The 19,783-nt window shown below is 71.9% G+C and carries 23 protein-coding genes; 15 read left to right on the top strand and 8 right to left on the bottom strand.

Annotated elements, in window-relative coordinates:
- The first annotated feature begins 93 nt into the window (after positions 1 to 93).
- Positions 94 to 1,155, top strand: a complete 1,062-nt coding sequence (locus J3P36_RS04005; RefSeq protein ID WP_210505947.1) for a phosphotransferase family protein — start codon at positions 94 to 96, stop codon at positions 1,153 to 1,155.
- A gap of 102 nt (positions 1,156 to 1,257) precedes the next feature.
- On the opposite strand, the gene J3P36_RS04000 is transcribed toward J3P36_RS04005, so the two are convergent.
- Both J3P36_RS04000 and J3P36_RS03995 read right to left on the bottom strand, forming a co-directional pair.
- Entirely contained in the window at positions 1,258 to 1,593 is a 336-nt protein-coding gene (locus J3P36_RS04000) for a UBP-type zinc finger domain-containing protein (RefSeq protein ID WP_246854131.1), read from the bottom strand.
- Between the two features lie 164 nt (positions 1,594 to 1,757).
- On the bottom strand, positions 1,758 to 4,121 hold the full coding sequence (locus J3P36_RS03995) for a glycoside hydrolase family 65 protein (RefSeq protein WP_246854130.1): 2,364 nt from the start codon (positions 4,119 to 4,121) through the stop codon (positions 1,758 to 1,760).
- A gap of 199 nt (positions 4,122 to 4,320) precedes the next feature.
- On the opposite strand from J3P36_RS03995, the gene J3P36_RS03990 reads away from it, so the two are divergent.
- Positions 4,321 to 4,506 (top strand): PspC domain-containing protein, encoded by a 186-nt coding sequence (locus J3P36_RS03990; RefSeq protein WP_210505945.1) that lies wholly within the window; start codon positions 4,321 to 4,323, stop codon positions 4,504 to 4,506.
- Positions 4,507 to 4,614: 108 nt separating this feature from the next.
- Here J3P36_RS03990 and J3P36_RS03985 read toward each other — a convergent pair whose 3' ends face one another.
- A complete protein-coding gene (locus J3P36_RS03985) occupies positions 4,615 to 4,812 on the bottom strand; it encodes a hypothetical protein (RefSeq protein WP_210505944.1) in 198 nt (65 codons plus the stop codon).
- A gap of 20 nt (positions 4,813 to 4,832) precedes the next feature.
- Entirely contained in the window at positions 4,833 to 6,359 is a 1,527-nt protein-coding gene (locus J3P36_RS03980) for a flotillin family protein (protein WP_210505943.1), read from the bottom strand.
- Between the two features lie 134 nt (positions 6,360 to 6,493).
- On the opposite strand from J3P36_RS03980, the gene J3P36_RS03975 reads away from it, so the two are divergent.
- From J3P36_RS03975 to J3P36_RS03960, 4 genes are read left to right on the top strand one after another with little or no spacing between them, the layout of a single operon-like run.
- Positions 6,494 to 7,327, top strand: a complete 834-nt coding sequence (locus J3P36_RS03975) for a DUF4397 domain-containing protein (RefSeq protein WP_210505942.1) — start codon at positions 6,494 to 6,496, stop codon at positions 7,325 to 7,327.
- A 38-nt stretch (positions 7,328 to 7,365) separates the two neighbouring features.
- Positions 7,366 to 8,013, top strand: a complete 648-nt coding sequence (locus tag J3P36_RS03970) for a class F sortase (protein WP_210505941.1) — start codon at positions 7,366 to 7,368, stop codon at positions 8,011 to 8,013.
- Positions 8,014 to 8,049: 36 nt separating this feature from the next.
- Positions 8,050 to 8,613 (top strand): RNA polymerase sigma factor, encoded by a 564-nt coding sequence (locus J3P36_RS03965; RefSeq protein WP_210505940.1) that lies wholly within the window; start codon positions 8,050 to 8,052, stop codon positions 8,611 to 8,613.
- On the top strand, positions 8,594 to 9,382 hold the full coding sequence (locus tag J3P36_RS03960) for an anti-sigma factor (RefSeq protein ID WP_210505939.1): 789 nt from the start codon (positions 8,594 to 8,596) through the stop codon (positions 9,380 to 9,382). The genes J3P36_RS03965 and J3P36_RS03960 overlap by 20 nt, the downstream gene beginning before the upstream one ends.
- Positions 9,383 to 9,867: 485 nt before the next feature.
- Here the strand turns inward: J3P36_RS03960 and J3P36_RS03955 are convergent, their stop codons facing one another.
- Together J3P36_RS03955 and J3P36_RS03950 are read right to left on the bottom strand one after the other, a co-directional pair.
- Entirely contained in the window at positions 9,868 to 10,251 is a 384-nt protein-coding gene (locus J3P36_RS03955; protein WP_210505938.1) for a hypothetical protein, read from the bottom strand.
- 94 nt (positions 10,252 to 10,345) lie between these two features.
- Positions 10,346 to 10,669 carry a DUF4326 domain-containing protein gene (locus J3P36_RS03950; protein ID WP_210505937.1) on the bottom strand — a complete coding sequence of 108 codons (324 nt, stop codon included), beginning with the start codon at positions 10,667 to 10,669 and terminating at the stop codon, positions 10,346 to 10,348.
- 257 nt (positions 10,670 to 10,926) lie between these two features.
- Here J3P36_RS03950 and J3P36_RS03945 point away from each other — a divergent pair, with 257 nt between their 5' ends.
- Both J3P36_RS03945 and J3P36_RS03940 read left to right on the top strand, forming a co-directional pair.
- Positions 10,927 to 11,271, top strand: a complete 345-nt coding sequence (locus tag J3P36_RS03945) for a hypothetical protein (RefSeq protein WP_210505936.1) — start codon at positions 10,927 to 10,929, stop codon at positions 11,269 to 11,271.
- A 131-nt stretch (positions 11,272 to 11,402) separates the two neighbouring features.
- A complete protein-coding gene (locus J3P36_RS03940; protein WP_210505935.1) occupies positions 11,403 to 11,654 on the top strand; it encodes a hypothetical protein in 252 nt (83 codons plus the stop codon).
- A gap of 211 nt (positions 11,655 to 11,865) precedes the next feature.
- Here the strand turns inward: J3P36_RS03940 and J3P36_RS03935 are convergent, their stop codons facing one another.
- Positions 11,866 to 12,741 carry a DUF2382 domain-containing protein gene (locus J3P36_RS03935; RefSeq protein WP_210505934.1) on the bottom strand — a complete coding sequence of 292 codons (876 nt, stop codon included), beginning with the start codon at positions 12,739 to 12,741 and terminating at the stop codon, positions 11,866 to 11,868.
- Between the two features lie 287 nt (positions 12,742 to 13,028).
- On the opposite strand from J3P36_RS03935, the gene J3P36_RS03930 reads away from it, so the two are divergent.
- Positions 13,029 to 13,286: a hypothetical protein gene (locus J3P36_RS03930; RefSeq protein WP_210505933.1), complete on the top strand. Its 258-nt coding sequence runs from the start codon at positions 13,029 to 13,031 to the stop codon at positions 13,284 to 13,286.
- Positions 13,287 to 13,310: 24 nt separating this feature from the next.
- Here the strand turns inward: J3P36_RS03930 and J3P36_RS03925 are convergent, their stop codons facing one another.
- Positions 13,311 to 13,985 carry an SOS response-associated peptidase gene (locus tag J3P36_RS03925; RefSeq protein ID WP_210505932.1) on the bottom strand — a complete coding sequence of 225 codons (675 nt, stop codon included), beginning with the start codon at positions 13,983 to 13,985 and terminating at the stop codon, positions 13,311 to 13,313.
- Between the two features lie 162 nt (positions 13,986 to 14,147).
- Here J3P36_RS03925 and J3P36_RS03920 point away from each other — a divergent pair, with 162 nt between their 5' ends.
- The 6 genes from J3P36_RS03920 (at position 14,148) to J3P36_RS03895 (ending at position 19,777) form a co-directional block, all read left to right on the top strand.
- Entirely contained in the window at positions 14,148 to 14,471 is a 324-nt protein-coding gene (locus J3P36_RS03920; protein ID WP_210505931.1) for a hypothetical protein, read from the top strand.
- Between the two features lie 311 nt (positions 14,472 to 14,782).
- Positions 14,783 to 15,595, top strand: coding sequence for a hypothetical protein (locus tag J3P36_RS03915; protein ID WP_210505930.1), 813 nt, complete (start codon positions 14,783 to 14,785; stop codon positions 15,593 to 15,595).
- Positions 15,592 to 16,056 (top strand): phage holin family protein, encoded by a 465-nt coding sequence (locus J3P36_RS03910; RefSeq protein ID WP_210505929.1) that lies wholly within the window; start codon positions 15,592 to 15,594, stop codon positions 16,054 to 16,056. Before J3P36_RS03915 ends, J3P36_RS03910 begins: the two co-directional genes overlap by 4 nt.
- Entirely contained in the window at positions 16,053 to 16,760 is a 708-nt protein-coding gene (locus tag J3P36_RS03905; RefSeq protein WP_210505928.1) for a DUF3618 domain-containing protein, read from the top strand. Before J3P36_RS03910 ends, J3P36_RS03905 begins: the two co-directional genes overlap by 4 nt.
- Positions 16,761 to 16,864: 104 nt before the next feature.
- The gene (locus tag J3P36_RS03900) at positions 16,865 to 18,013 is read left to right on the top strand and encodes a YihY/virulence factor BrkB family protein (protein ID WP_210505927.1); all 1,149 of its coding nucleotides are present in this window, start codon (positions 16,865 to 16,867) and stop codon (positions 18,011 to 18,013) included.
- Positions 18,014 to 18,121: 108 nt separating this feature from the next.
- A complete protein-coding gene (locus J3P36_RS03895; RefSeq protein ID WP_210505926.1) occupies positions 18,122 to 19,777 on the top strand; it encodes a bifunctional 3'-5' exonuclease/DNA polymerase in 1,656 nt (551 codons plus the stop codon).
- Positions 19,778 to 19,783: the final 6 nt, after the last annotated feature.

The following is a 19,783-nucleotide window of genomic DNA, read 5'->3' as shown; positions in this document are numbered from 1 at the left end:
CGGACAACCGGACTGGCCCCCGATCTGACCTCCTGACCATCAGGCGGCAGGCCCGAAGCCCGCAGGCGGCCGCTGCGACATTAGGCTCGCCGGGTGGATCTCGGAGCGGCGGTCGCGGCCGCCCTGACCCGCGACGTCAACGGGCTGTCCGACGTGCGCCGCGACCCCCTCGAGTACGACGCGTTCCTCGCGCACCGCGCCGTCACGCGCGTCTCCGGTGTCGCCCACGCGGACGGTGAGCGGATCCCGTGGTCGATGATCGAGAAGACGACGGAGGGTCCGCACCTCGCCGTCCCCTACCTCATCGACAACGGCGACCGGGAGTACGCGGCGTACGCGTCGGGGCTGCTCGACGACCTCGCGCCGGCCGTCCGGGCTCCGCGGGTGTTCGGAATGTCCGCTGAGGCGGACGGGCGGAAGCTCCTCTGGCTCGAGGAGATCCGGCACGAGGGCACTCGGCCGCTCGATGCGCAGTCGATCCTCGCCGCAGCCCGCGACCTCGGCGGACTTGGCGGTCGGTGGCTCGGCCGCGACCTGCGGGAGCCGTGGCTGTTCCGCGGCTGGATCGACAGGCACGCCCAGCCCGAGGCGGCCGAGAAGGGCCTCGCCACCCTGCGCCGGCGCGATCCCGCAGTTGTGGCTCGCCTCGGCGACCGGCTCGACGCAGCCGAACGGCTGATCCTCGCGCAGCCGCGGGTGCGAGCCGTCCTGGAGGCGCTGCCGCAGACGCTCTGCCACCACGACGCCGTCGGCGCGAACGTGTTCCGCTCGGGCGGGGAGGTGGTGCTGATCGACTGGGAGTCGGTCGGCCCGGGCTCCGTCGGCGCGGATCTCGCGTCCCTCCTGTTCTCCTCCGTCCGGCGCGGCGACGCCTCCGCGAACGTGGTCGCTCCGCTTCTCGACGAGGCCTTCGCGGCCTACCTCGACGGTCTGCGCGAGGAGGCGCCGGGCGCCGACGGCGCCGAGGTGCGCCGCGGGCTGGACGCGGCCATCGCGCTGCGGTGGAAGCAGGCGGTCGACGTCGCGGACTCGCTGGAGCGCGGCGCCGTCCCGCGACGGGGCAGCCTCCCGGATGAGGCGCCCGAGGACGCCCTCGCCGAACTCATCGTGCTCACCGACGTGCTGCTCGAGGCGTCCGCCCCCATCCTCGATTGACGGCTCAGCCTGCCGCGAAGGCGGCAGGAGTGGTCGTGGAAGCGGCCGCTGCGGCGACCCCGGCGCGCGGCACACCGGCCAGGATCAGGCGCCGCGGCCGGGTCAGCGTGGGTGCAGGCGCTCGCGCCAGTCGGCGGGGACGCGACCGGCGGGACCGGGTGCCGGCTGCTCGAGCGGATGGTTCTGCGGCGGGGGGAGCTCCGGCCCGTCGGCGAACTGCGCGGTCGGGTAGTGCCAGTACCAGCCCTCCCCGGGTTCGAACGTCCGGATGAGGGGGTGGCCGGTCTCCTCGAAGTGCCGCCGGGCGTGCTGGGAGGGCGACGAGTCGCAGCAGCCGATGCGGCCGCACTCGGCGCACCGCCGCAGGTGGAACCACCAGCCGCCGGTCTCCTCGCAGGCCGAGCAGCCGTCGCCGCTCGGGGGCGCCAGGGCGTTCATCGCGGGGCGAGGATGGGAGCGCGCATGCTTCATTCTCGACCTGCGGAGGAGCTCGCGTCCCAGTGCGCACGCACGATCCCGCCGAGTGCGCCCCGAAGCACCGAGTGCGCCCCGTGCCCAGGGTGCATTCGGTGTCTCAGGGGGCACTCGGCGCGCCGAGCGCGCTAGCCGCCGTTGCTGTGGATGACCGTCCTGGGGGAGCGCCCGCGCGGCTGCGTGATCTCGATAACCGGGACGGGCACCGGCGGGTTCGGCAGCCGTGTCGACGCGCCCGGCTCCACCTCGACCTGCTCGCGGCCGTGGGCGAAGCGCAGAGCCGCCGCACCGGTCCACGTGTAGGCGGTCTCGTCCCGCCCCACCTCGACTCGAAGCGAGCCGCCGTCGACCCGGATGCCGAACGAGAGGCGGTCCAGATTCTCGGGAAGGCGCGGCGCGAAGCGGAGGCCGTCCTCGTCATGGCGCATGCCGCCGAACCCGGCGACGAGCGTCGTCCAGATCCCCGCCAGCGACGCCATGTGCAGGCCGCTTCCAGTGCTGCCGTGCAGGTCGCCGAGGTCGATCAGTGCGGTTTCGGCCAGGTAGTCCGCCGCGAGCTGCAGGGCGCCCACCTCGGCGGCCACGATCGCCTGCACCGCCGCCGACAGTGACGAGTCGCGCACCGTGAGGGCCTCATAGTAGGCGAAGTCGCGCAGCTTCTCGGCGTCGGTGAACTCGCGCGATCGCAGCACCAGTGCGAGCACGAGGTCGGCCTGCTTGACCACCTGCTTCCGGTACAGCTCGAAGTACGGGAAGTGCTCCATCAGCGGATACTCCTCGGGCGGAGTGCCCTCGAAGTCCCACCGGTCGTGGTCCGTGAACTCGTGCGACTGCGGGTGGACCCGCCGCTCCTCGTCGTAGGGGATCGACATGGCGCCGGCGGCGGTCCGCCAGCCGGCGATCTCCTCCGGCGTCACGCCCAGCTTCGCGGCGCCCGCCGGGTGGCGCTCCGCGAACTCGGCCGCGCCTCGGAGGTTCTGGGCGGCCATCAGGTTCGTGTACACGTTGTCGTCGACGATCGCCGAGTACTCGTCCGGCCCGGTCACGCCGTCGATGTGGAAGCGGCCGTGCGCGTCGAAGTGCCCGAGAGTCTGCCAGAGCCGGGCCGTCTCGATGAGCAGCTCGAGGCCGATGCCCGCCTCGAACTCGTCGTCGCCGGTCGCCCGGAGGTACCGGAGGCAGGCGTGCGCGATGTCGGCGTTCACGTGGAAGGCGGCCGTGCCGGCCGGCCAGTAGCCGGAGCACTCGCGACCGTCGATCGTCCGCCACGGGAACGCGGCGCCGCGGAGGCGCAGCTCCTGCGCTCGCCGGCGGGCGATGCCCAGCGTGGAGTGGCGCCAGCGGAGAGCGTCCCGCGCGGCGTCCGGCAGCGTCGAGACGAGGACGGGGAGGACGAAGATCTCGGTCTCCCAGAAGGAGTGCCCGTCGTAGCCCGGGCCGGTCAGGCCCTTCGCGGGCAGGGCGGTCCCCTCGGCCCGCAGGGAGGCCTGCAGCACGGAGAACAGCGAGAACCGGACGGCCTGCTGCAGCTCGGGGTCGCCGTCGATCGCGACGTCCGAGTGCGCCCAGAAGTCGTCGAGGACGCCGCGCTGCTGCTCGACGAGGCCGTCCCAGCCGGAGCGGAGCGCGACGGCGAGGTTCGCGTCCGCCTCGTCACGCAGCGCGGCGGGCCCGCGATCGGCCGACCAGCAGTAGGCGACGAACTTGACGATGCGGAGCGACTGGCCGGGCTCGAGGTCGGCCGTGACAGTGGTACGGGCGAGGTCGGGCTCGACGACGGTCTCCACGCCGAAGCCGACCGTGCCCTCGATGAGGTGGTCCATCGCGGTGGCGACGGTCAGCCGGCTGCCGGACGTGCGATGCACGAGGTCCGCCCGCGCGCCGGAGGCGGACGCGGCCACCGCGGTGAGGGGCCGCTTCAGTGCGGCGGCGATGCGTGGATCGTCGTACTCGACCGGCAGCGGCTCGTTTGCGAGCAGCTCCGACTGCACCACCACCCGGCAGGCCCGGTCGACGGCCTCCACCTCGTACACGACGGCGGCGACCGAGCGCTCGGTCAGGGACACGATCCGCCGGGATCGCACTCGCACGGTCCGACCGGACGGCGACGTCCACTCGAGGTCCCGCCGAAGCATCCCCTGCCGGAAGTCGAGCCGTCGCTCGTGGCGCCGCGCCTCGCCCGTCCGAAGGTCGAGCGGCTCGTCGTCGACGAGGAGCCGGATCAGCTTGCCGTTCACGGTGTTGATCAGGGTCTCGCCGGTCTCCGGATACCCGTAGCCGGGCTCGGCGTGGGGGAGCGGGCGCTCCTCGAAGAAGCCGTTGAGGTAGCTGCCGGGCATCCCCGCCGGCTCGCCCTCGTCGAGGTTGCCGCGCCAGCCGAGGTGTCCGTTCGAGAGGCTGAACAGCGTCTCGCTCTGCGCCAGTGTCTCCAGGTCGGCGCCCGCCGCCGTGATGCCCCAGGGCTCGACGCTGAACTCCGGTCTGCCGATCAACGCCCGCTCCGGCTTCCCGATCGGGATGGGACGTCCGTGGGGGCCGGGCGAGGTGGTGTCATACCTCCAGGGCTACCACACCGTCGCTCGGAGCCGCCGCTCCACGTCGAGACCGAGAGCGAGTCCTGGGAGCGCTAGCCCTCGCCCGCGCTCGCCAGGAAGCCTGGCGTCCCGCAGGTCCGGTCGCGATGATGGGCGCATGCCTTCATTGACCCGTCCCATCCGCGGCCGCATCATCGCCGGCGTCTGCGCCGGCATCGCCAACCGCTTCAACATCTCGCCGTTCCTGGTGAGGCTGCTGTTCGTGCTGTCGCTGCTGCTGCCGGGACCGCAGATCCTCATCTACCTCGCGATGTGGATCATCGTGCCGAACGAGCGCGCCTGACCGAACCCGCCGAGTGCGCCCCGCAGCACCGAGTGCTCCCGGTGCACGGGGTGCACTCGGCGCGCCGGGGCGCACTCGGCGGGGGAGGATCGGGCGCCGCGCCTCGACTCAGAGCCGGGTGAGCGCCTCCTGCTCGAGCTCCTCCTCGATCACGCGGCGCACCAGCTTGAGGAGCGTGTCGGTGACGCCGCCGTCCCCGATCTGCGGGGCGATGAAGGCGGTGCGGGAGCCGACGTGCGTGCCTGGCCACTCCCGCCGCACGCGCTCGTCGATGCGCTCGGCGATCTCCTCGGGGGTGGCTGCCATGCCGTCCCTCCTCGCGTCGATCAGCTCTCGGTGGCCGTCGAGGGGCGCCGGCGGCCGTTGCCGGCCTGTCCGATCGCATCGCCGGCGGCGGTGCCCGCCGCCCGGGCCGTGACGATCTCGGAGATGTCGATGCCGACGAGGTCCTTGATCAGCTGGGTCGAGGTGGCGAGCTGGTTGGAGACACTCTGGCCGAGCGCTCCCGTGGCGTTGCCGTCCGAGGAGATCACCGTCATCTGCGAGATCGCCGCGAGCGGCTCGGCCGCGGCGCGCACGATGTCGGGCAGCTGTTCGATGACCTGCTGGCGGAGCAGCTCGGTGCCGTGCTCGCGCAGGGCCTCGGCCTGGGCGCGGGTGGCGTCCGCTGTCGCGTTTCCGGTGACGCGGGTCGAGTCGGCCTGCGCCTCACCCTCGGCACGGAGCGCCTCGGCGCCCGCGATGCGCCGGTTGCGCTCGGCGCGACCCTCCGCCTCGGCTGCTTCCGCGGCGGCGATGCGGCGGTTGCGCTCGGCGATGCCCTCGGCCTCGGCGGCTTCGGCCGCCGCCTTGCGGGCGTCGCGCTCGGAGGCGGCGTTCGCGCGGGCGGCGGTGGCGTCCGCCTCCGCGCGCGCCTGGACGGCGTAGGCCTCGGCGTCGGCGACGGCGCGGATCTCGGCGTCGAGCTCCTGCTTGCGCAGGCCGACCCGCTTCCCGGCGGTCACCTCCTGCTGCGAGACGACCTCCTGCTGGGCGATGGCCTCGGCGAGCGGCGCGGCGGCGGCCGCCTCGGCGCGGGCCCGGTCGGTCTCCTTCTGGATCTCGGCACGGCGCAGGTCGAGCTTGCGCTGCGACTCCGCGACCGCCTGCTCCGCGGCGATGCGCGCCTCCTCTGAGGCCTGCCGCGACACGGACTCGGCGATCTCGGCCACCTGCTTGGCGCGCGCCGCCTCGGCACGGCCGAGATCGCGGATGTAGCCGTTGTCGTCGTCGATCTCCTTGATCTGGAGGGTGTCGATCTGGAGGCCCTGCACGTCGAGCGACTCCCGCACCGCCTCGAGCACCTGGCCCTGCAGCGCGGAGCGGTTGGTGATGATCTCGGTGACCGTCAGCTGTCCGACGATCGAGCGCACCGAGCCGCTGAGCACCTCCTCGGTCGAGGCCTCGATCTCGTCCTGCTGGTTGAGGAAGCGCTGCGCGGCCGCGCGCACCATCGCCTCGGACCCGCCCACCTTCACGACCGCGACGGCGTTGACGCGGATCGTGATCGCGTCCCGCGTCTGCGCGGTCGCCTGCACGTTGAGCTGGCGGCTGCGCAGGCTCAGCTTGAAGTGCGCCTCGATGATCGGCTTGACGAAGACGCGCGAGCCGAACACGACGCGCTGGCCGGCGTTCTCGTCCTCCTCGGCGCCCGTCTTCCGGCCGCGCTGCCGGGAGGTGACGATGATCGCCTCGTCGGGCTTCGCGACCTTGATGCCGCGCAGCAGGGAGACGAGCACGATGAGGAGGAGGACGACGACGAGGCCGACCCAAAAGAGCGTGCCGATCAGGTCGGAAGAGGCGTTGTTGAACACATGCTCAGTATGTCGGAAAGGGCATACCGCGCCACAGTGGGAAAAAAATCGGAGCAGGTGCATCCGAAGGAGGGGGAAGCCCGGAAGTGATGGGTGACGGCGAGATACGCCGACACCTCAGAGGAGGACTGAAAATGCGCTCTACGCTTCTGGCCGGCACCACCGCCGGCATTCTCGCCGCCGCAGCGCTGGCGATCCCCGCGAACGCTCTCTCCGACACCGCGGCGGACCTCTCGGTCCTGCACGGTGTGCCGGACACTCCGGTGGACGTGTGGGTGAACGGCGAGCTCACGCTCGACGACTTCCAGCCCGGCGACCTCGCCGGCCCGCTCGAGCTGCCGGCCGGCACCTACTCGGTGGCCATCACGGCGCCGGACGCCGCGGACGACTCCCAGCCCGTGATCGGCCCCGTCGACCTGCCGCTCGAGGCCGGCACCAGCTACACCGCCGTCGCCCACCTGGGCGCCGACGGCGCCCCGACCGCGACGCTGTTCACGAACGACATCGCGACGACCGCCGCGGGTGAGGGCCGCCTCACCGTCCGGCACACCGCCGCGGCGCCGGCCGTCGACATCCTCGCCGGCGGACAGGCCGTCGTCTCCGGGCTCGAGAACCCGAAGGAGGCCGTGCTCAACCTCCCGGCCGGGGTGGTGTCCGCCGCGGTGGCGGTCGCCGGCACGACCGACCCGGTGATCGGCCCCGCCGACGTGGAGGTGGCCGAGGGCGTGAACACGATCGTCTACGCCTGGGGCAGCGCCGAGGACGGCAACCTGCAGCTCGCCGTCCAGACGATCGGCGGCCTGCACTCCGCGCCGGGCGGCGTGAACTCCGGCCAGGCCGGCCTCGCCGCCGACCCTGACCCGTCGATCGCCGGCTGGACCACCGCGGCCGCGCTCGTCCTGCTCCTCGGTGCGGCGTCCGGCGCCGTGCTGATCCGTCGCCGCGCCGTCGCCTCCAACGGCCGCTGACGGAGCAAAGGACAGGACAAGGGGGAGGAGGAGCGGTGATGAGCATCCGGACAGCCGTCGTGCTGAGCTCCCTGCTCCTCCTCTCCGGCTGCACCGGGGTCGCTCCTTCGACCCCGGTGCCCGCCGCGGAGCCCGCCCCCGCCATCGACCGCGAGCCGACGGTCACGCCGGCGCCGCGGCCGACGGCCGCGGGCGAGGTCCCCATCTTCAGCACGCGGCTGCCGAGCCCGGACGCCCCTGTCCCGCCGGTGCGGGTCCGCGTGCCATCGGTCGACGTGGAGGTCGACGTCATCCCCGTCGGAGTCCGGAAGGACACCCTCATGGAGCTGCCGGAGGACGTCTCCGTCGCCGGGTGGTACCGCTACGGCTCCGACCCCACCACCGGTGCGGGCACCACGGTGATCGCCGCCCACGTCGACTCCCTGGAGTACGGACTCGGTCCCTTCGCCCGCCTGAAGGGCGCGGCCGCGGGGGCCGAGATCGTCGTCACCACGGTGGACGGCGCCGAGCACCGCTACGCCATCGAAGGCGTGAGCAGCGTCCGCAAGGAGGACCTGCCGGTAAATCAGATCTTCGACCGCGCGGGCCCGGAGCGGCTCGTCCTCATCACGTGCGGCGGGCAGTTCGACCGCGAAGCCCTCCGCTACTCTGACAACGTCCTGGTGACCGCGGTCCCGGTGGAGTGAGGCGACGACGATGACGTATCGCCCGAGGAGAACCTCATGAGCGACGACGACGCAGACGAGCGCGCCGTCGAAGCGGCGTTCCGTGCCGGCGACGAGCAGGCCCTCGCAGCCGTGTATGCCCGCTGGTCGTCGCTCGTCTACACCCTCGCGGTCCGATCCCTCGGCGACGTGGGCGATGCTGAGGACGTGACCCAGAAGACGTTCGTGGCCGCCTGGACCGGCCGCGCCGGCTTCGACCCCGACCGGGCCCGGATCTCCGCCTGGCTCGTCGGCATCGCCAAGAACAAGATCGCCGACACCCACGACGCGCGAGCGAAGATCCGCCGCCTGCAGGAGCAGCTGGCGGCGACCGGGCGCACCGAGGAGTACGCCGAGGAGCCGGTGGATCTGGCCGACTCCCTGCTCCTCGCCGACGAGATCTCCCGGCTCGAGCCGGACGCACAGAAGGTGATGCACCTGGCATTCTTCGACGACCTCACGCACGCGGAGATCGCGACACGGCTCGGCATGCCCCTCGGCACGGTGAAGAGCCACATCCGCCGCAGCCTGCAGCGCCTGCGCTCCCGACTGGAGGTGACCGATGCCGCACGTCGACCCTGACGTCCTCGCGCTGCTCGCGCTCGGCGAGGACGTCGCGTCACCCGAGGAGCGGGCGCACGTCGCCGACTGCGCCGCCTGCCGGGCGGAGCTCGCGAACCTCCGTCGCACGGCGACGGTCGGCCGCAGCGCCCTCGGCGCCGGCGACCTCCTGCCCGCTCCGGCCCGGGTCTGGACCCGGATTGCGGAGGAGCTCGAGCTGCAGGATGCGACGCTGCCGGGAGTGCCCGCGGCAGCGGCGTCGGCGACTCCGCCTGAGGCGCCCGTCGCTTCGGTGCCCGCGGAGCGCCCCGCCGCCGATGCCGCCCCGAGGCAGCGTCCGACCGCACGACCGCGCCGCGCGTGGATGCTCGCCTTGGCGGCCGTGGCCGTGGTGCTGCTCGTCATCGGTGGAGGGGTGACCGTCTGGCAGCTGCTGCGGCCTGCGCCCGCGGCGGTGCTCGCTACGGCGGAGCTCGACCCGTTCCCGGGTTGGAGCGGCGCGGCCGGCACCGCCGAGCTGGAGGAGACCCGAACCGGCGCGCGCCAGGTCCAGGTGACACTCGAGGCGCCCGGGACTGACGAGGGCTACCGCGAGGTGTGGCTCATCACCTCCGATGCGACGGAGCTGGTGAGCCTCGGCGTCCTCGACGGCACGTCGGGAACGTTCTCGGTGCCGGCCGGCATCGACACGTCCCGGTACGACCTCGTGGACGTCTCGGAGGAGCCCTTCGACGGCGACCCGACCCACTCGGGCGACTCCATCGTGCGGGGCCAGCTCCAGTCCTCCTGACCCCACCCGCCCCCGGTGATCGAGGAGGCCGCGCAACGGCCGTCTCGAGATCACCCGAGTCCCTTCGAGGGGAACCGGCCGTGGCTGAGTTCCTCAGACGAGGTCGCGTGGTTTCGAGACGCGCCCTTCGGGCGCTCCTCAACCGCCGGGGTGGCCCGGCGGCGGCTGAGTCGTACCCGGCGATTGAGGAGGCCGCGCAGCGGCCGTCTCGAAATCACCCGAGTCCCTCCAAAGGGAACCGGGCGTGGCTGAGTTCGTGAGACAAGGTCGCGTGGTTTCGAGACGCGCCCTGCGGGCGCTCCTCAACCACCGAGGTGATGGTGGCGGCGGCCTCTTCCGGTGATCGAGGAGGCCGCGCAGCGGCCGTCTCGAGATCACCCGAGTCCCTCCGAAGGGAACCGGCCGCGGCTCAGTCCAGAGACGGGGTCGCGTGGTTTCGACGCGCCCTGCGGGCGCTCCTCAAGCGCCGAGGTGGAGGGGAAGCGCTAGCGCTTGTCCTTCTTCGTGTCGACGTCCGGGTCGACCTCGTCGGCGCGGCGGAAGTGGTCGTCGGCCTTCGAGCGGACCTCCTGAGCCGCCGACTCCTTCTCCCTGCTCTGCTGAGCCAGCCGCTCCGCGTTGACCTGCGCCTGCTGAGCCTCGGCCTTCGCGCGCTGGGCGTCCGCCTGCACGCGGAGCGCCTCCGCCTCGCGCTCCCGGGCGGTGAGGTCGTGCTGCTGGGCCTCCTCGCGGATCTGCGCCGCCTTCTGGCGTCCGGCCTGCACGCGGTGCGCGCCGCCGCGCTTGCGATACAGGAAGAGTGCGACCGCCGCGACGATGAGTACGACGACGATGACGATGACGATCGTCCAGATCAGGCCTGCGTCCATGGTTCCCGCCTCTCGTTGCCCTCAGTATCGCGAGGCGGGTGCGCGGGCCGGACGACCTTGACGTTCCCTCGCGAACGGAGTAGCCGCAGGGCGCTCAGGAGGTGCCGGCGTCCCGGTTCGCGACCTCGAGCAGCACGTCCGCGTGGCAGGGGCGGTCGAGGGGGCACCAGCAGCCGAGGTTCTGGCCCTTCAGCTGGTGGCGCACGTCGTCGACGCTCACCTCGAGGCGGCCCTCCTCGAGTGCCGTGCGGAACTCGGCGACGGCACGCTCGCGGTTGGTGGAGCCGTCCTCGCCGACGAGGAACGGGTTGGCCCATCGGGTCGGGCCGGAGACGAGGATGGTCCCCGGCGGCAGCCGCCAGCCGGGCGCCCGCGAGTACTGCACCCGCTCGGGCGTGGGCATGGCGGAATCGTTCATGGGAAGGTCCTTCCTGATCACCGCGGAGCGGTGAGGGGCGCACGTCGCCCGGAGGGCCAGCGAGGCGGGCCGCACGTCGACGGGCGGAACGCCCCGGTCGACCCCGCGATAGTACGCCCTCGACTTGAGAGCCCCTCCGCCGTCCACCGCGCGCACGCGCGCGTGCCCTCTTCACGCGGCGGTGCTCGGCACCTAGCCGATCGTGCTTCGGGTCGCAACGGCTACGCTTCCGCGGTGCCCCGGACGAGGCTTTCCCCATGAAAGTGATCTCGTATGCGGAGGAGCACATCGTCACGACCGATGAGATCGCCGGCGAGGTGCTGAGCTACGCCCGGGACCTCGGGCGCAGTCATCTGGCCGACACCGTCGACGTCCCGGCGCTCTACGAGGATGGACACGTCGGAGAGGTCCAGCTGCTGATCGGTCCGGCGAGCCAACTCACTGTGCTCGAGACCGACAATCGGACCGCCGACATCCCCGCCGAGGAGTTCCTCGCCGACATCCGCCGCCGGTCGGCCGCCATCCGCTCGCCCCTCGTCGCGCGGGTCGGCGAGGCGGGCATCGAGGACTACGACCCGGACGAGCCCACCGACGGATCCTGACCGGTCGGTCCCGCCCGCTCCCTGAGCAGCCCGGACCGGCCGTCGGTACATCCGGCGGCCGGTCTGTCAATCCCCGAGGTGTCATTCCCGGGCGAACGTACGCTTCCCACACCCGCCCAGGAAGGACTCCGATGATCCAGGATCTGCACCTCACTCAGCCTGTTCCCGCCGGTGTCGCGCTGTCGGGTGGGCTGGGCACGTCGGTCCTGTCCCCGCGGTTCCCCGGTGCTTCCGCCGGCCGCACGTCGGCCACCCGAGGCGGCAGGGCGATGCGGCGCTCCACCTACGAGGTTCCGCGCCGCGAGCGCGCGCTCGCGGCGCTGGGCGGCTGCGCCGCCGTCGTCACGATCGCGCTGCAGGCCGTCGGCCTGCTCGTCCTCTAGCGCCGGACCCGATCGACTCAGCAGGTGCCCGTGTCCTCCAGCAGGAGGATCGGGGCCGCGAACGCCTGCTGAAGGGGCCGCGTGCCTGCTCAGATCGGGAGTGCCTGCTGAGGTCGTGCCACAGCTCGTGGCGCGGGTCAGCTCCAGACGCCGCGACAACGCGGATGCGGCCGCCGCCCGAAGGCGACGGCCGCATCTCGCAGGCTGCGGGTCAGCGACGGGTGGTGTCGGCGTCCCCGTCGAGGTCGATCTGCTCCTTGCGGACGTCCTCGCTCACCTGGCGGTTCTCGGTGACGGTCTCGGTGTCGAGGCGGACGCGCTCGACCGGGACGGCCTCCTTCTCGATCACGGGGCGCTCCTCGGAGAGGGTCACCTCGTGCTCCTCCTCGCTGATCGCGGGGCCGTCGTAGGCCGCGCCGCGGTTGGCATCGGTGATGGGCTCGCGCTCGAGCCGCACCTCCTCGCGCTCCACCGGGACGGTGACCGTCTGGTTCTCCGTGACGACGTACTTGCGCAGGCGCGCACGCCCCGTCTCCACGCGCTCGGTGCCGACCTTGAGCTGCTCCTCCGAGCGGGTCATGGCGCTGTCTGTGTTGGGGCCGGAGGTGTCGCGGCCCGGGCCGCCCGTCTCGGTGTCCGAGTAGTCGGTGCGGCTCGTGTCCGAGTAACCGGTGGCGCCGGTGGTCGTGGCGGTGTCCGCATAGCCGGTGGTGCCGGCACTGGTGTCGGTGTAGCCGGTGGTGCCGGCGCTGGTGTCGGTGTAGCCGCTCGTGCCTCCGGAGAGGTTGTAGTAGCGGTACAGCTCGTTCTCCTCCTCAGGAGTGAGGGCGCTGTCGGTGTCGATCCGCGGGGCGTCCTTGACGAACGCCTTGTCGTAGGTGATGCGCAGGTCGTCACCCTGCGCGGTCGCGTCGTCCAGCGGAACGAAGGTCTCCTTGCTGCCGAACAGTCCGGTGCGCACCGTCACCCAGCTGGGGTGACCGTCGTTGGCATCGACGAAGACCTGGCCGACGGTGCCGATCTTGTCCCCGTCAGCTCCGTAGACGGTGGCGCCGTTCAGCCGATCGATGTTCTCCGTGCCAATCATGTGTTGCTCCTTCACTTGATCGTCGTCAGCCGCCACCGGGGAGCGGCGGCCACCCGATCGACGCTAGCGAGGGCACTCGGGGGCGCGTTTGGGGCTCGACTTGCGACGGAGAACGGGCGTAGAAGCGCAATCGGCGGTCGCGCTCCCAGGTTGCCATCGTGTTTCGGGGTGGATTCCCACGGCATGTCTCTTGCGTGTCGGCGCTTCGCCTGCTCTAGCGTTCCCGGCAATCAGAGCCGAGGGGGCAGGGATGGCTGAATCAGAGATGCTGCGGGGAACGAGCGGGCGTGGCTGAGGCGCTGCTGTACGAGCGCCGGTCGCAGACCCGGCCGCCGACGACGCTCGGACCGACTCTCGAGCTGATCGTCGAGCTCGCCCAGGATCGGCGCCTGCGTCCGCACGACGCCGCTGCCGCCGATCGCTTCGACATGGAGTTCCGCGACTTGATGACGACGCTGCGGCAGGCCGCGCGCGACGACCAGGACCTGACGCCGGATCTGATCCACGCGCTGGTCGTGGAGATCGCTCGGCACCGCACCGGCTGAGGGAGCCACTCGAGCCGACCCGGGCTAGAGGGGCTGGATGAGCTCCGGTCCGTCGTTCCGCACCGAGTTGACGGCCCGGGACACCTCGTAGTGCGTCAGCTCGCCGGCGACTCTGAGCGACGAGTCGTCGAGCAGGTGCACGAGATCGTCGGGGGAGAGGTCGTCGCCGAGCCAGTCGTCGTACGCGTCCGGCGTCAGGCAGGCCGGCATGCGGTCGTGGACCTCGCCCGGCGCGACGTGGGCGTCGCGCGTGACGATCGCCATGGACAGCCGCCAGCGATCCGGCGCGTCCTCCGGCTTGGTGGGGTCCGGCCAGACGCCCACGACGCCGGCCATCGCGAGCGCGTGGTCCGGGTCGTGGATGAAGTGCGGCTGCTTCCCGGTCGGGGTGACGGTCCACTCGTAGTAGCCGAGGGCCGGGACGATGCATCGGGCCTGCGCGAACGCCTTCCGCCACATGCCCGAGGTGGCGACGGTCTCGATGCGCGCGTTGATCGGCCGCTTCTGCTTCTCACCCATCCACGCCGCCTTGAAACCCCACGAGGCGGGCACCAGCTGCCGCTCGCCGTGGCGCGCTCGGAGGATCGGCACGTCCTCGGTGGGCGCGACGTTGTAGTCGTCGGGCAGGGGACCGAAGTCCCCGAGGAGGTCGGGCAGGAGGTCGGAGACCGCCTTCGTCACGACGTAGCGACCGCACATGGCATCATCCTGGCAGTGACCGGCGACGTCGACCGGCCCAGAACGGCGCCATGCGTGATCCGCCCGCGCGCGCGTTCACAGGCACGCGCGAAACTGCGCCCCCTGCCTGGGGCGTTCCCGGGCTAGGATGAGACTGATTCGATTTTCTGCAGTTAGGCGGGCATGGGAAAGCTCTATTACGGCGACGATGACCTCGGCATCGACATGGACGACCGGCTCCTCGCCCACGTCAAGATGGCCATCATCGCCAAGCTCCGCCGGGACGAGAAGTTCACGTTCTCGTGGCAGCACGGTGTCGAGGGCGGCGGTGGCCGCAGCACGATCTGGATCCACCCCTCCATCCCGATCCGCTTCAAGTTCGACGGCAGCCGCCAGCCCGTCCTGAACCGAGCATGGATCGAGGCGCTGCTCCTCTCCGCCAACAGCACCGGAGGCCTGCAGCTCATCCCGGAGCCGGCTCCGGACGAGGCTCCCGCCCACCCCTGAACGTCCTCCGCCTCGGAGGCTCCGAAACCCCGTCGTTCTCCGGAACGGCGGGGTTTCTGCGTGTCCGACCTGATCGAGCCGACGGGCCGCACGGGCGCACGCCCACCCCGGTGGATCCACTGGCCGATACCAGAAGACGGCTGGGCCCTCCTCGGAGAAGGGTCGGTAACTATAACCCTCACGTGCCCCCTCCGCGACGGGTTGAAGGCAAATCCTCGGCGGTGGGAACGTCGATACACCGAACGATGCGTCGCGGGACGGTCCCCGGCGCACCGGCACTGGAAGGGATGACAATGTCGAACAGTTACCCAGTGAACCCCCCGTCGTCGGGGCTTCCCGACGACGATGCCATCATCCGGACGGACACCGTCGTGGGTGTGGAGACCTACGGCACGGAGTCGACCGGAGGGACCTCCGGAAAGACGGATGTCGCCAAGGAGCAGGCCGGCCAGGTCGCCAGCGGCGCGGCGGATGCGGGCAAGCACGTGGCGGGCGTCGCGAAGGACGAGGCCGCGAACGTCGCGTCCGAGGCGAAGAGCCAGGTGAAGCAGGTCGCGTCCGAGACGAAGTACCAGGCGCGCGACCTGATCAACCAGGCCGGCAGCCAGGTCCGCGAGCAGGCGTCGAGCCAGCAGAAGAAGGCGGCGACGGGCGTCCGCACGATCAGCGAGCACCTGCAGGGTCTCGCCTCGGGCAACGTCCCGGAGAGCGGAATCGCCCTCGACCTCGTCAACCAGGCCTCGACGCGCCTCCAGGGCGTGGCCGACTGGCTGGATCAGCGCGAGCCGGGCGACCTTCTTCAGGAGGTCAAGGACTTCGCCGCCCGCCGCCCGGGCACCTTCATCGCCGCAGCGGCGATCGCCGGCATCCTCGCCGGGCGCCTCACGCGCGGCGTCGTCGGCGCCGTTCAGGACGAGAAGGAGGAGGAGGCCCTCACCTCCGACCAGGCGGGCACGACCACGTACACCCCGATCGACTCCTACACGACGACCACCCCGGTCAGTGACGCGTACACGGGAACCGGCGGCACGGGCGGCACCGGCACCACGACGGGCGGCGTCTACGGCGAGAACGAGTACGGCACGGGCCTCGGCGGCTCGGCTACCGGGGATGTGCGCCCATGACTGACCCCTACTCGCAGCCGGCGGGCGCAGTGCCCGTTCCGGAGTCCGACGAGCCGACGCCGTCCGAGAGGCGGGCCGCGAGCACGTCCTTCGGTGAGCTCTTCGGCCAGGTCACGAAGGACATGTCGACGCTCATCCGGCAGGAGGTCGAGCTCGCCAAGGCGGAGCTGAAGCAGTCGGCCTCCCGCGCCGGTGCAGGCGCCGGACTGCTGGGCGGCGCCGGCTACGCCGGTCTCATGGCGGTCTTCTTCCTGTCCTGCGCCCTCTGGTGGGGTCTCGCCGATCTCATCGAGAGCGTCGGCTGGGCGGCGGTCATCGTGGCCGTGATCTGGGCCATCATCGCGGCCATCCTGTACGTGATCGGCCGCAAGCGGCTGAAGGAAGTCCAGGGCCTGCCGCGCACCGCCGACTCCGTCAAGAAGCTCCCGGAAACGTTCAAGAGGAATGAGGAGAACCGATGACTGATGCCGCTGGCACCTACGGGGCCACCAACAGCGACGACCCGGCCGTCATCCGAGCGAACATCGAGGCCACCCGCCAGTCGCTCAGCTCGGACGTCGACGCCCTCGCCGACAAGGTGACGCCCTCCAAGATCGTCGACCGCCAGGCCGACAAGGTGAAGAGCAAGCTCGGATCCGTCAAGGACCGCGTCATGGGCAAGGCCTCGAGCGCCAAGTCGAGCGTCATGGGCACCGCCTCCGACGCGAAGCACCGCGTCAGTGGCACCGCCTCCGACGCCACGTCCGGCGCCAAGGACGCCCTCGGCAACGCGGCGCACGCCGTAGGCGACGCTCCGCGGGCGGTCGTCGACAAGGCGCAGGGCAACCCCCTCGCCGTCGGCCTCATCGCCTTCGGCGTCGGCTGGCTCGCCTCGTCGCTGATCCCGGCGAGCCAGAAGGAGAAGGAGCTCGCCTCCCAGGCGAAGGACGCTGCGCAGCCGCTCGTCGGGAAGGTGCAGGACGCCGCCAAGGAGGTCGCCGGCAACCTCAAGGAGCCGGCCCAGGAGGCCGTCAACGCCGTCAAGGGCACCGCTCAGCAGGGTGCCGAGTCCGTCAAGTCGACCGCGCAGGACGCGGCCGGCACGGTCAAGTCCGAGGCGCAGGGCTCTGCGCAGGACGTCAAGGACACCGCCACGAGCGCGAAGGACAACGTCCAGAACGCGTAGCGAGGTTCCAGTGAGGGGCCGCCGGCATCCGCCAGCGGCCCCTCACGCATTCCCTTCGCGAGCACAGCCCGCCGCACCAGCACAGCAGAGAGGCACGAGAACCCATGTCGGACAACATCGGCGCCGCAGAGCGTCTGCAGAACGCGCCGTCACCTGAAGACCCCCGGAAGCCCGACTCCCTCAAGGAGATGGGCGCGTCCGGCTGGAAGTACACCCTCCGCAAGACGCTGCGCGAGTTCACGTCGGACCAGTGCACTGACATCGCCGCCGCGCTGACCTACTACTCGGTCCTCTCGATCTTCCCCGCGCTGATCGCCCTGATCTCGCTCCTCGGCGTCTTCGGCCAGGGCCAGCAGTCGGTCGACGCGCTGATGGGCGTGCTCGGCAGCGTCGCGCCGCCCGACGCCCTGCGCGTGCTCGAGGGACCCATCCAGGGCTTCGTGAACTCCCCCGCCTCGGGCTTCGCCCTCATCTCCGGCATCGTGCTCGCAATCTGGTCGGCGTCCGGCTACGTCGGCGCGTTCACCCGCGCGATGAACCGCATCTACGAGATCGACGAGGGCCGCACCTTCCTGAAGCTCAAGCCGATGCAGCTGCTGGTGACCGTGATCGGCATCGTAATGATCCTGATCGTCGTCCTGATGCTCGTCATCTCGGGACCGGTCACCGAAGCGATCGGCAACGCGATCGGGCTCGGCGGCGCCGTGCAGACGGTGTGGGAGATCGCCAAGTGGCCGGTCATCGCCCTGATCCTCGTGCTGATGGTCGCGATCCTCTACTACGCGACGCCGAACGTGAAGCAGCCGAAGTTCCGCTGGATGAGCGTCGGCGCGCTGGTCGCGCTGCTGGTCCTCGTGATCGCGTCGGTCGGCTTCGCCTTCTACGTGACCACCTTCTCCAACTACGCGAAGAACTACGGCTCGCTCGCCGGCGTCGTGATCTTCCTTCTCTGGCTCTGGATCGCGAACCTCGCGCTGCTGTTCGGCGCGGAGCTCGACGCGGAGCTCGAGCGCGGCCGCCAGCTGCGCGGCGGCATCGCGGCCGAGGAGGACATCCAGCTCCCGCCGCGGGATGCGAAGAAGTCCGCGAAGAACGCGGACAAGGAGGAGAAGGACGTCGCGGAGGGTCGCAAGATCCGTGAGGAGGCCGCCCGCAGCTCGGGCGACGCCGGCGGCGATTCCGGTGGCAAGAACGACGACGGCCAGCGCATCGGCCGCCACGAGGCTGCGGTCCGCGCCAACAAGCGGGACTAGTCCCGTCCGTGTGATCCGGCTCGGGCGGCGCTTCGGAGCACCACCCGAGCCGGCCGCACGTCGTGCGTCCGACGGGGGGACGTCGGACGCAGGAGGCAGACTGAGTCGATGCTCGTCGTCGTGGCGCCCTCCTCGGGCGGGGTGCTCGTCACCCGCACCGACGATGCGGGCACGGCGCTCGCGGATCCGGTCGAGCTGACGGACGACGAGTACGCCGCCTTCGTGGCGGATCCCGCTCAGGCCGGCGTCCGCTGGGTGTGGCAGGACACCGCCGTCTCCTACCCGCCGCTGCTTCGGGCAGGCATCCGCGTCGAGCGGTGCCACGACCTGCGCCTCTGCCGTGCGATCCTGCGCGGCTCGACGTTGACGAGCGGCAGCGCGCTCGCCCGCGCGCCCCTCGACGCCCTCGACGGTGAGTCGCCGCTGCACGGCCCCGAGTCGGCGCAGACGCTGTTCGACGTCGCGCCGGCCGCCTCCGAGGTCGACCCTCTCGCCGAGCTGCGGCTCCAGCTCGACGCCGTCGCAGGCGCCGCCGAGCCGGGCCGCATCCGCCTCCTGCTCGCCGCGGAGTCCGCTGGCGCGCTGGCCGCCGCGGAGATGCGGCATGCGGGGCTGCCCTGGAGCGCGGAGCGGCACGAGGCGCTCCTCGCCGATCTGCTGGGCCCGCGGGTGCCGGCGGGGATGCGCCCGCGGCGGCTGGAGGAGCTCGCGCGCGAGATCCGAAGCGCGCTCGGGGCGCCGATGCTCAACCCGGACTCGCCGCAGGAGGTGCTCGGCGCGCTCCGCGCCGCGGGGCTCGTCGTGAGCACCACCCGGTCCGCCGAGCTGCGCCGGCTCGAGCATCCCGCGATCGGGCCGCTGCTCGACTACAAGAAGCGGGCGCGCCTGCTGGGCGCCAACGGCTGGGCGTGGCTCGACACCTGGGTGGTGGACGGCCGCTTCCGGGCCGACTTCTTGCCCGGCGGCGTGCCGAGCGGACGCTGGGCCGCACGCGGAGGCGGGGCGCTGCAGCTGCCCAAGCAGCTGCGCTCCGCCGTCGTGGCCGACCCCGGCTGGAAGCTCGTCGTCGCCGACGCGGCGCAGCTGGAGCCGCGCGTGCTCGCGGCTCTCGCCGGAGACACCGACATGGCCCGCGCCGGACGTGCGGGCGACCTGTACGAGGGCATCGTCGCCACCGGGGCGGTGCCGGACCGGAACTCGGCGAAGTACGCGATGCTCGGCGCGATCTACGGCGCCACGGCAGGGCAGGGCGGCCGGCTGCTGCCGCGCCTCGCGCGCGCCTTCCCGCGCGCCATCGGGCTCGTCGAGGAGGCCGCGCGCTCGGGGGAGCGGGGCGAGGCCGTCACCACCCGGCTCGGGCGGAGCTCCGGCGTCGCGGGCGCGTCCTGGCGTGCGGCTCAGTCGGCGGCGTCCGACGCGGATGCGTCGCCGAACGAGGAGCGCCGCGCCCGGGCGCAGGCTCGCGAGCGGGGCCGGTTCTCCCGCAACTTCGTCGTGCAGGGGACCGCGGCGGAGTGGGCTCTGTGCTGGCTTGCCGAGCTGCGCCGCCGCCTGACGGCGCTCGAGCCCGTCGCCGGCCGGCGCCCCGAGCTGGTCTACTTCCTGCACGACGAGGTGCTCGTGCACACGCCGGCGCCCCTCGCGGCCGACGTGGCCACTGCCGTCCGGGAGGCGGCGGGCGCCGCGGGCCGGCTGATGTTCGGCGGGTTCCCCGTCGACTTCCCGCTCGACGTCGCCGTGGTCGACGACTACGGCCAGGCTTGACCGGCC

The organism is Naasia sp. SYSU D00057 (assembly GCF_017916505.1).
In the GTDB taxonomy this organism is placed as follows: Bacteria; Actinomycetota; Actinomycetes; order Actinomycetales; family Microbacteriaceae; genus Naasia.
This window is presented reverse-complemented; position numbering and strand designations above follow the sequence as displayed.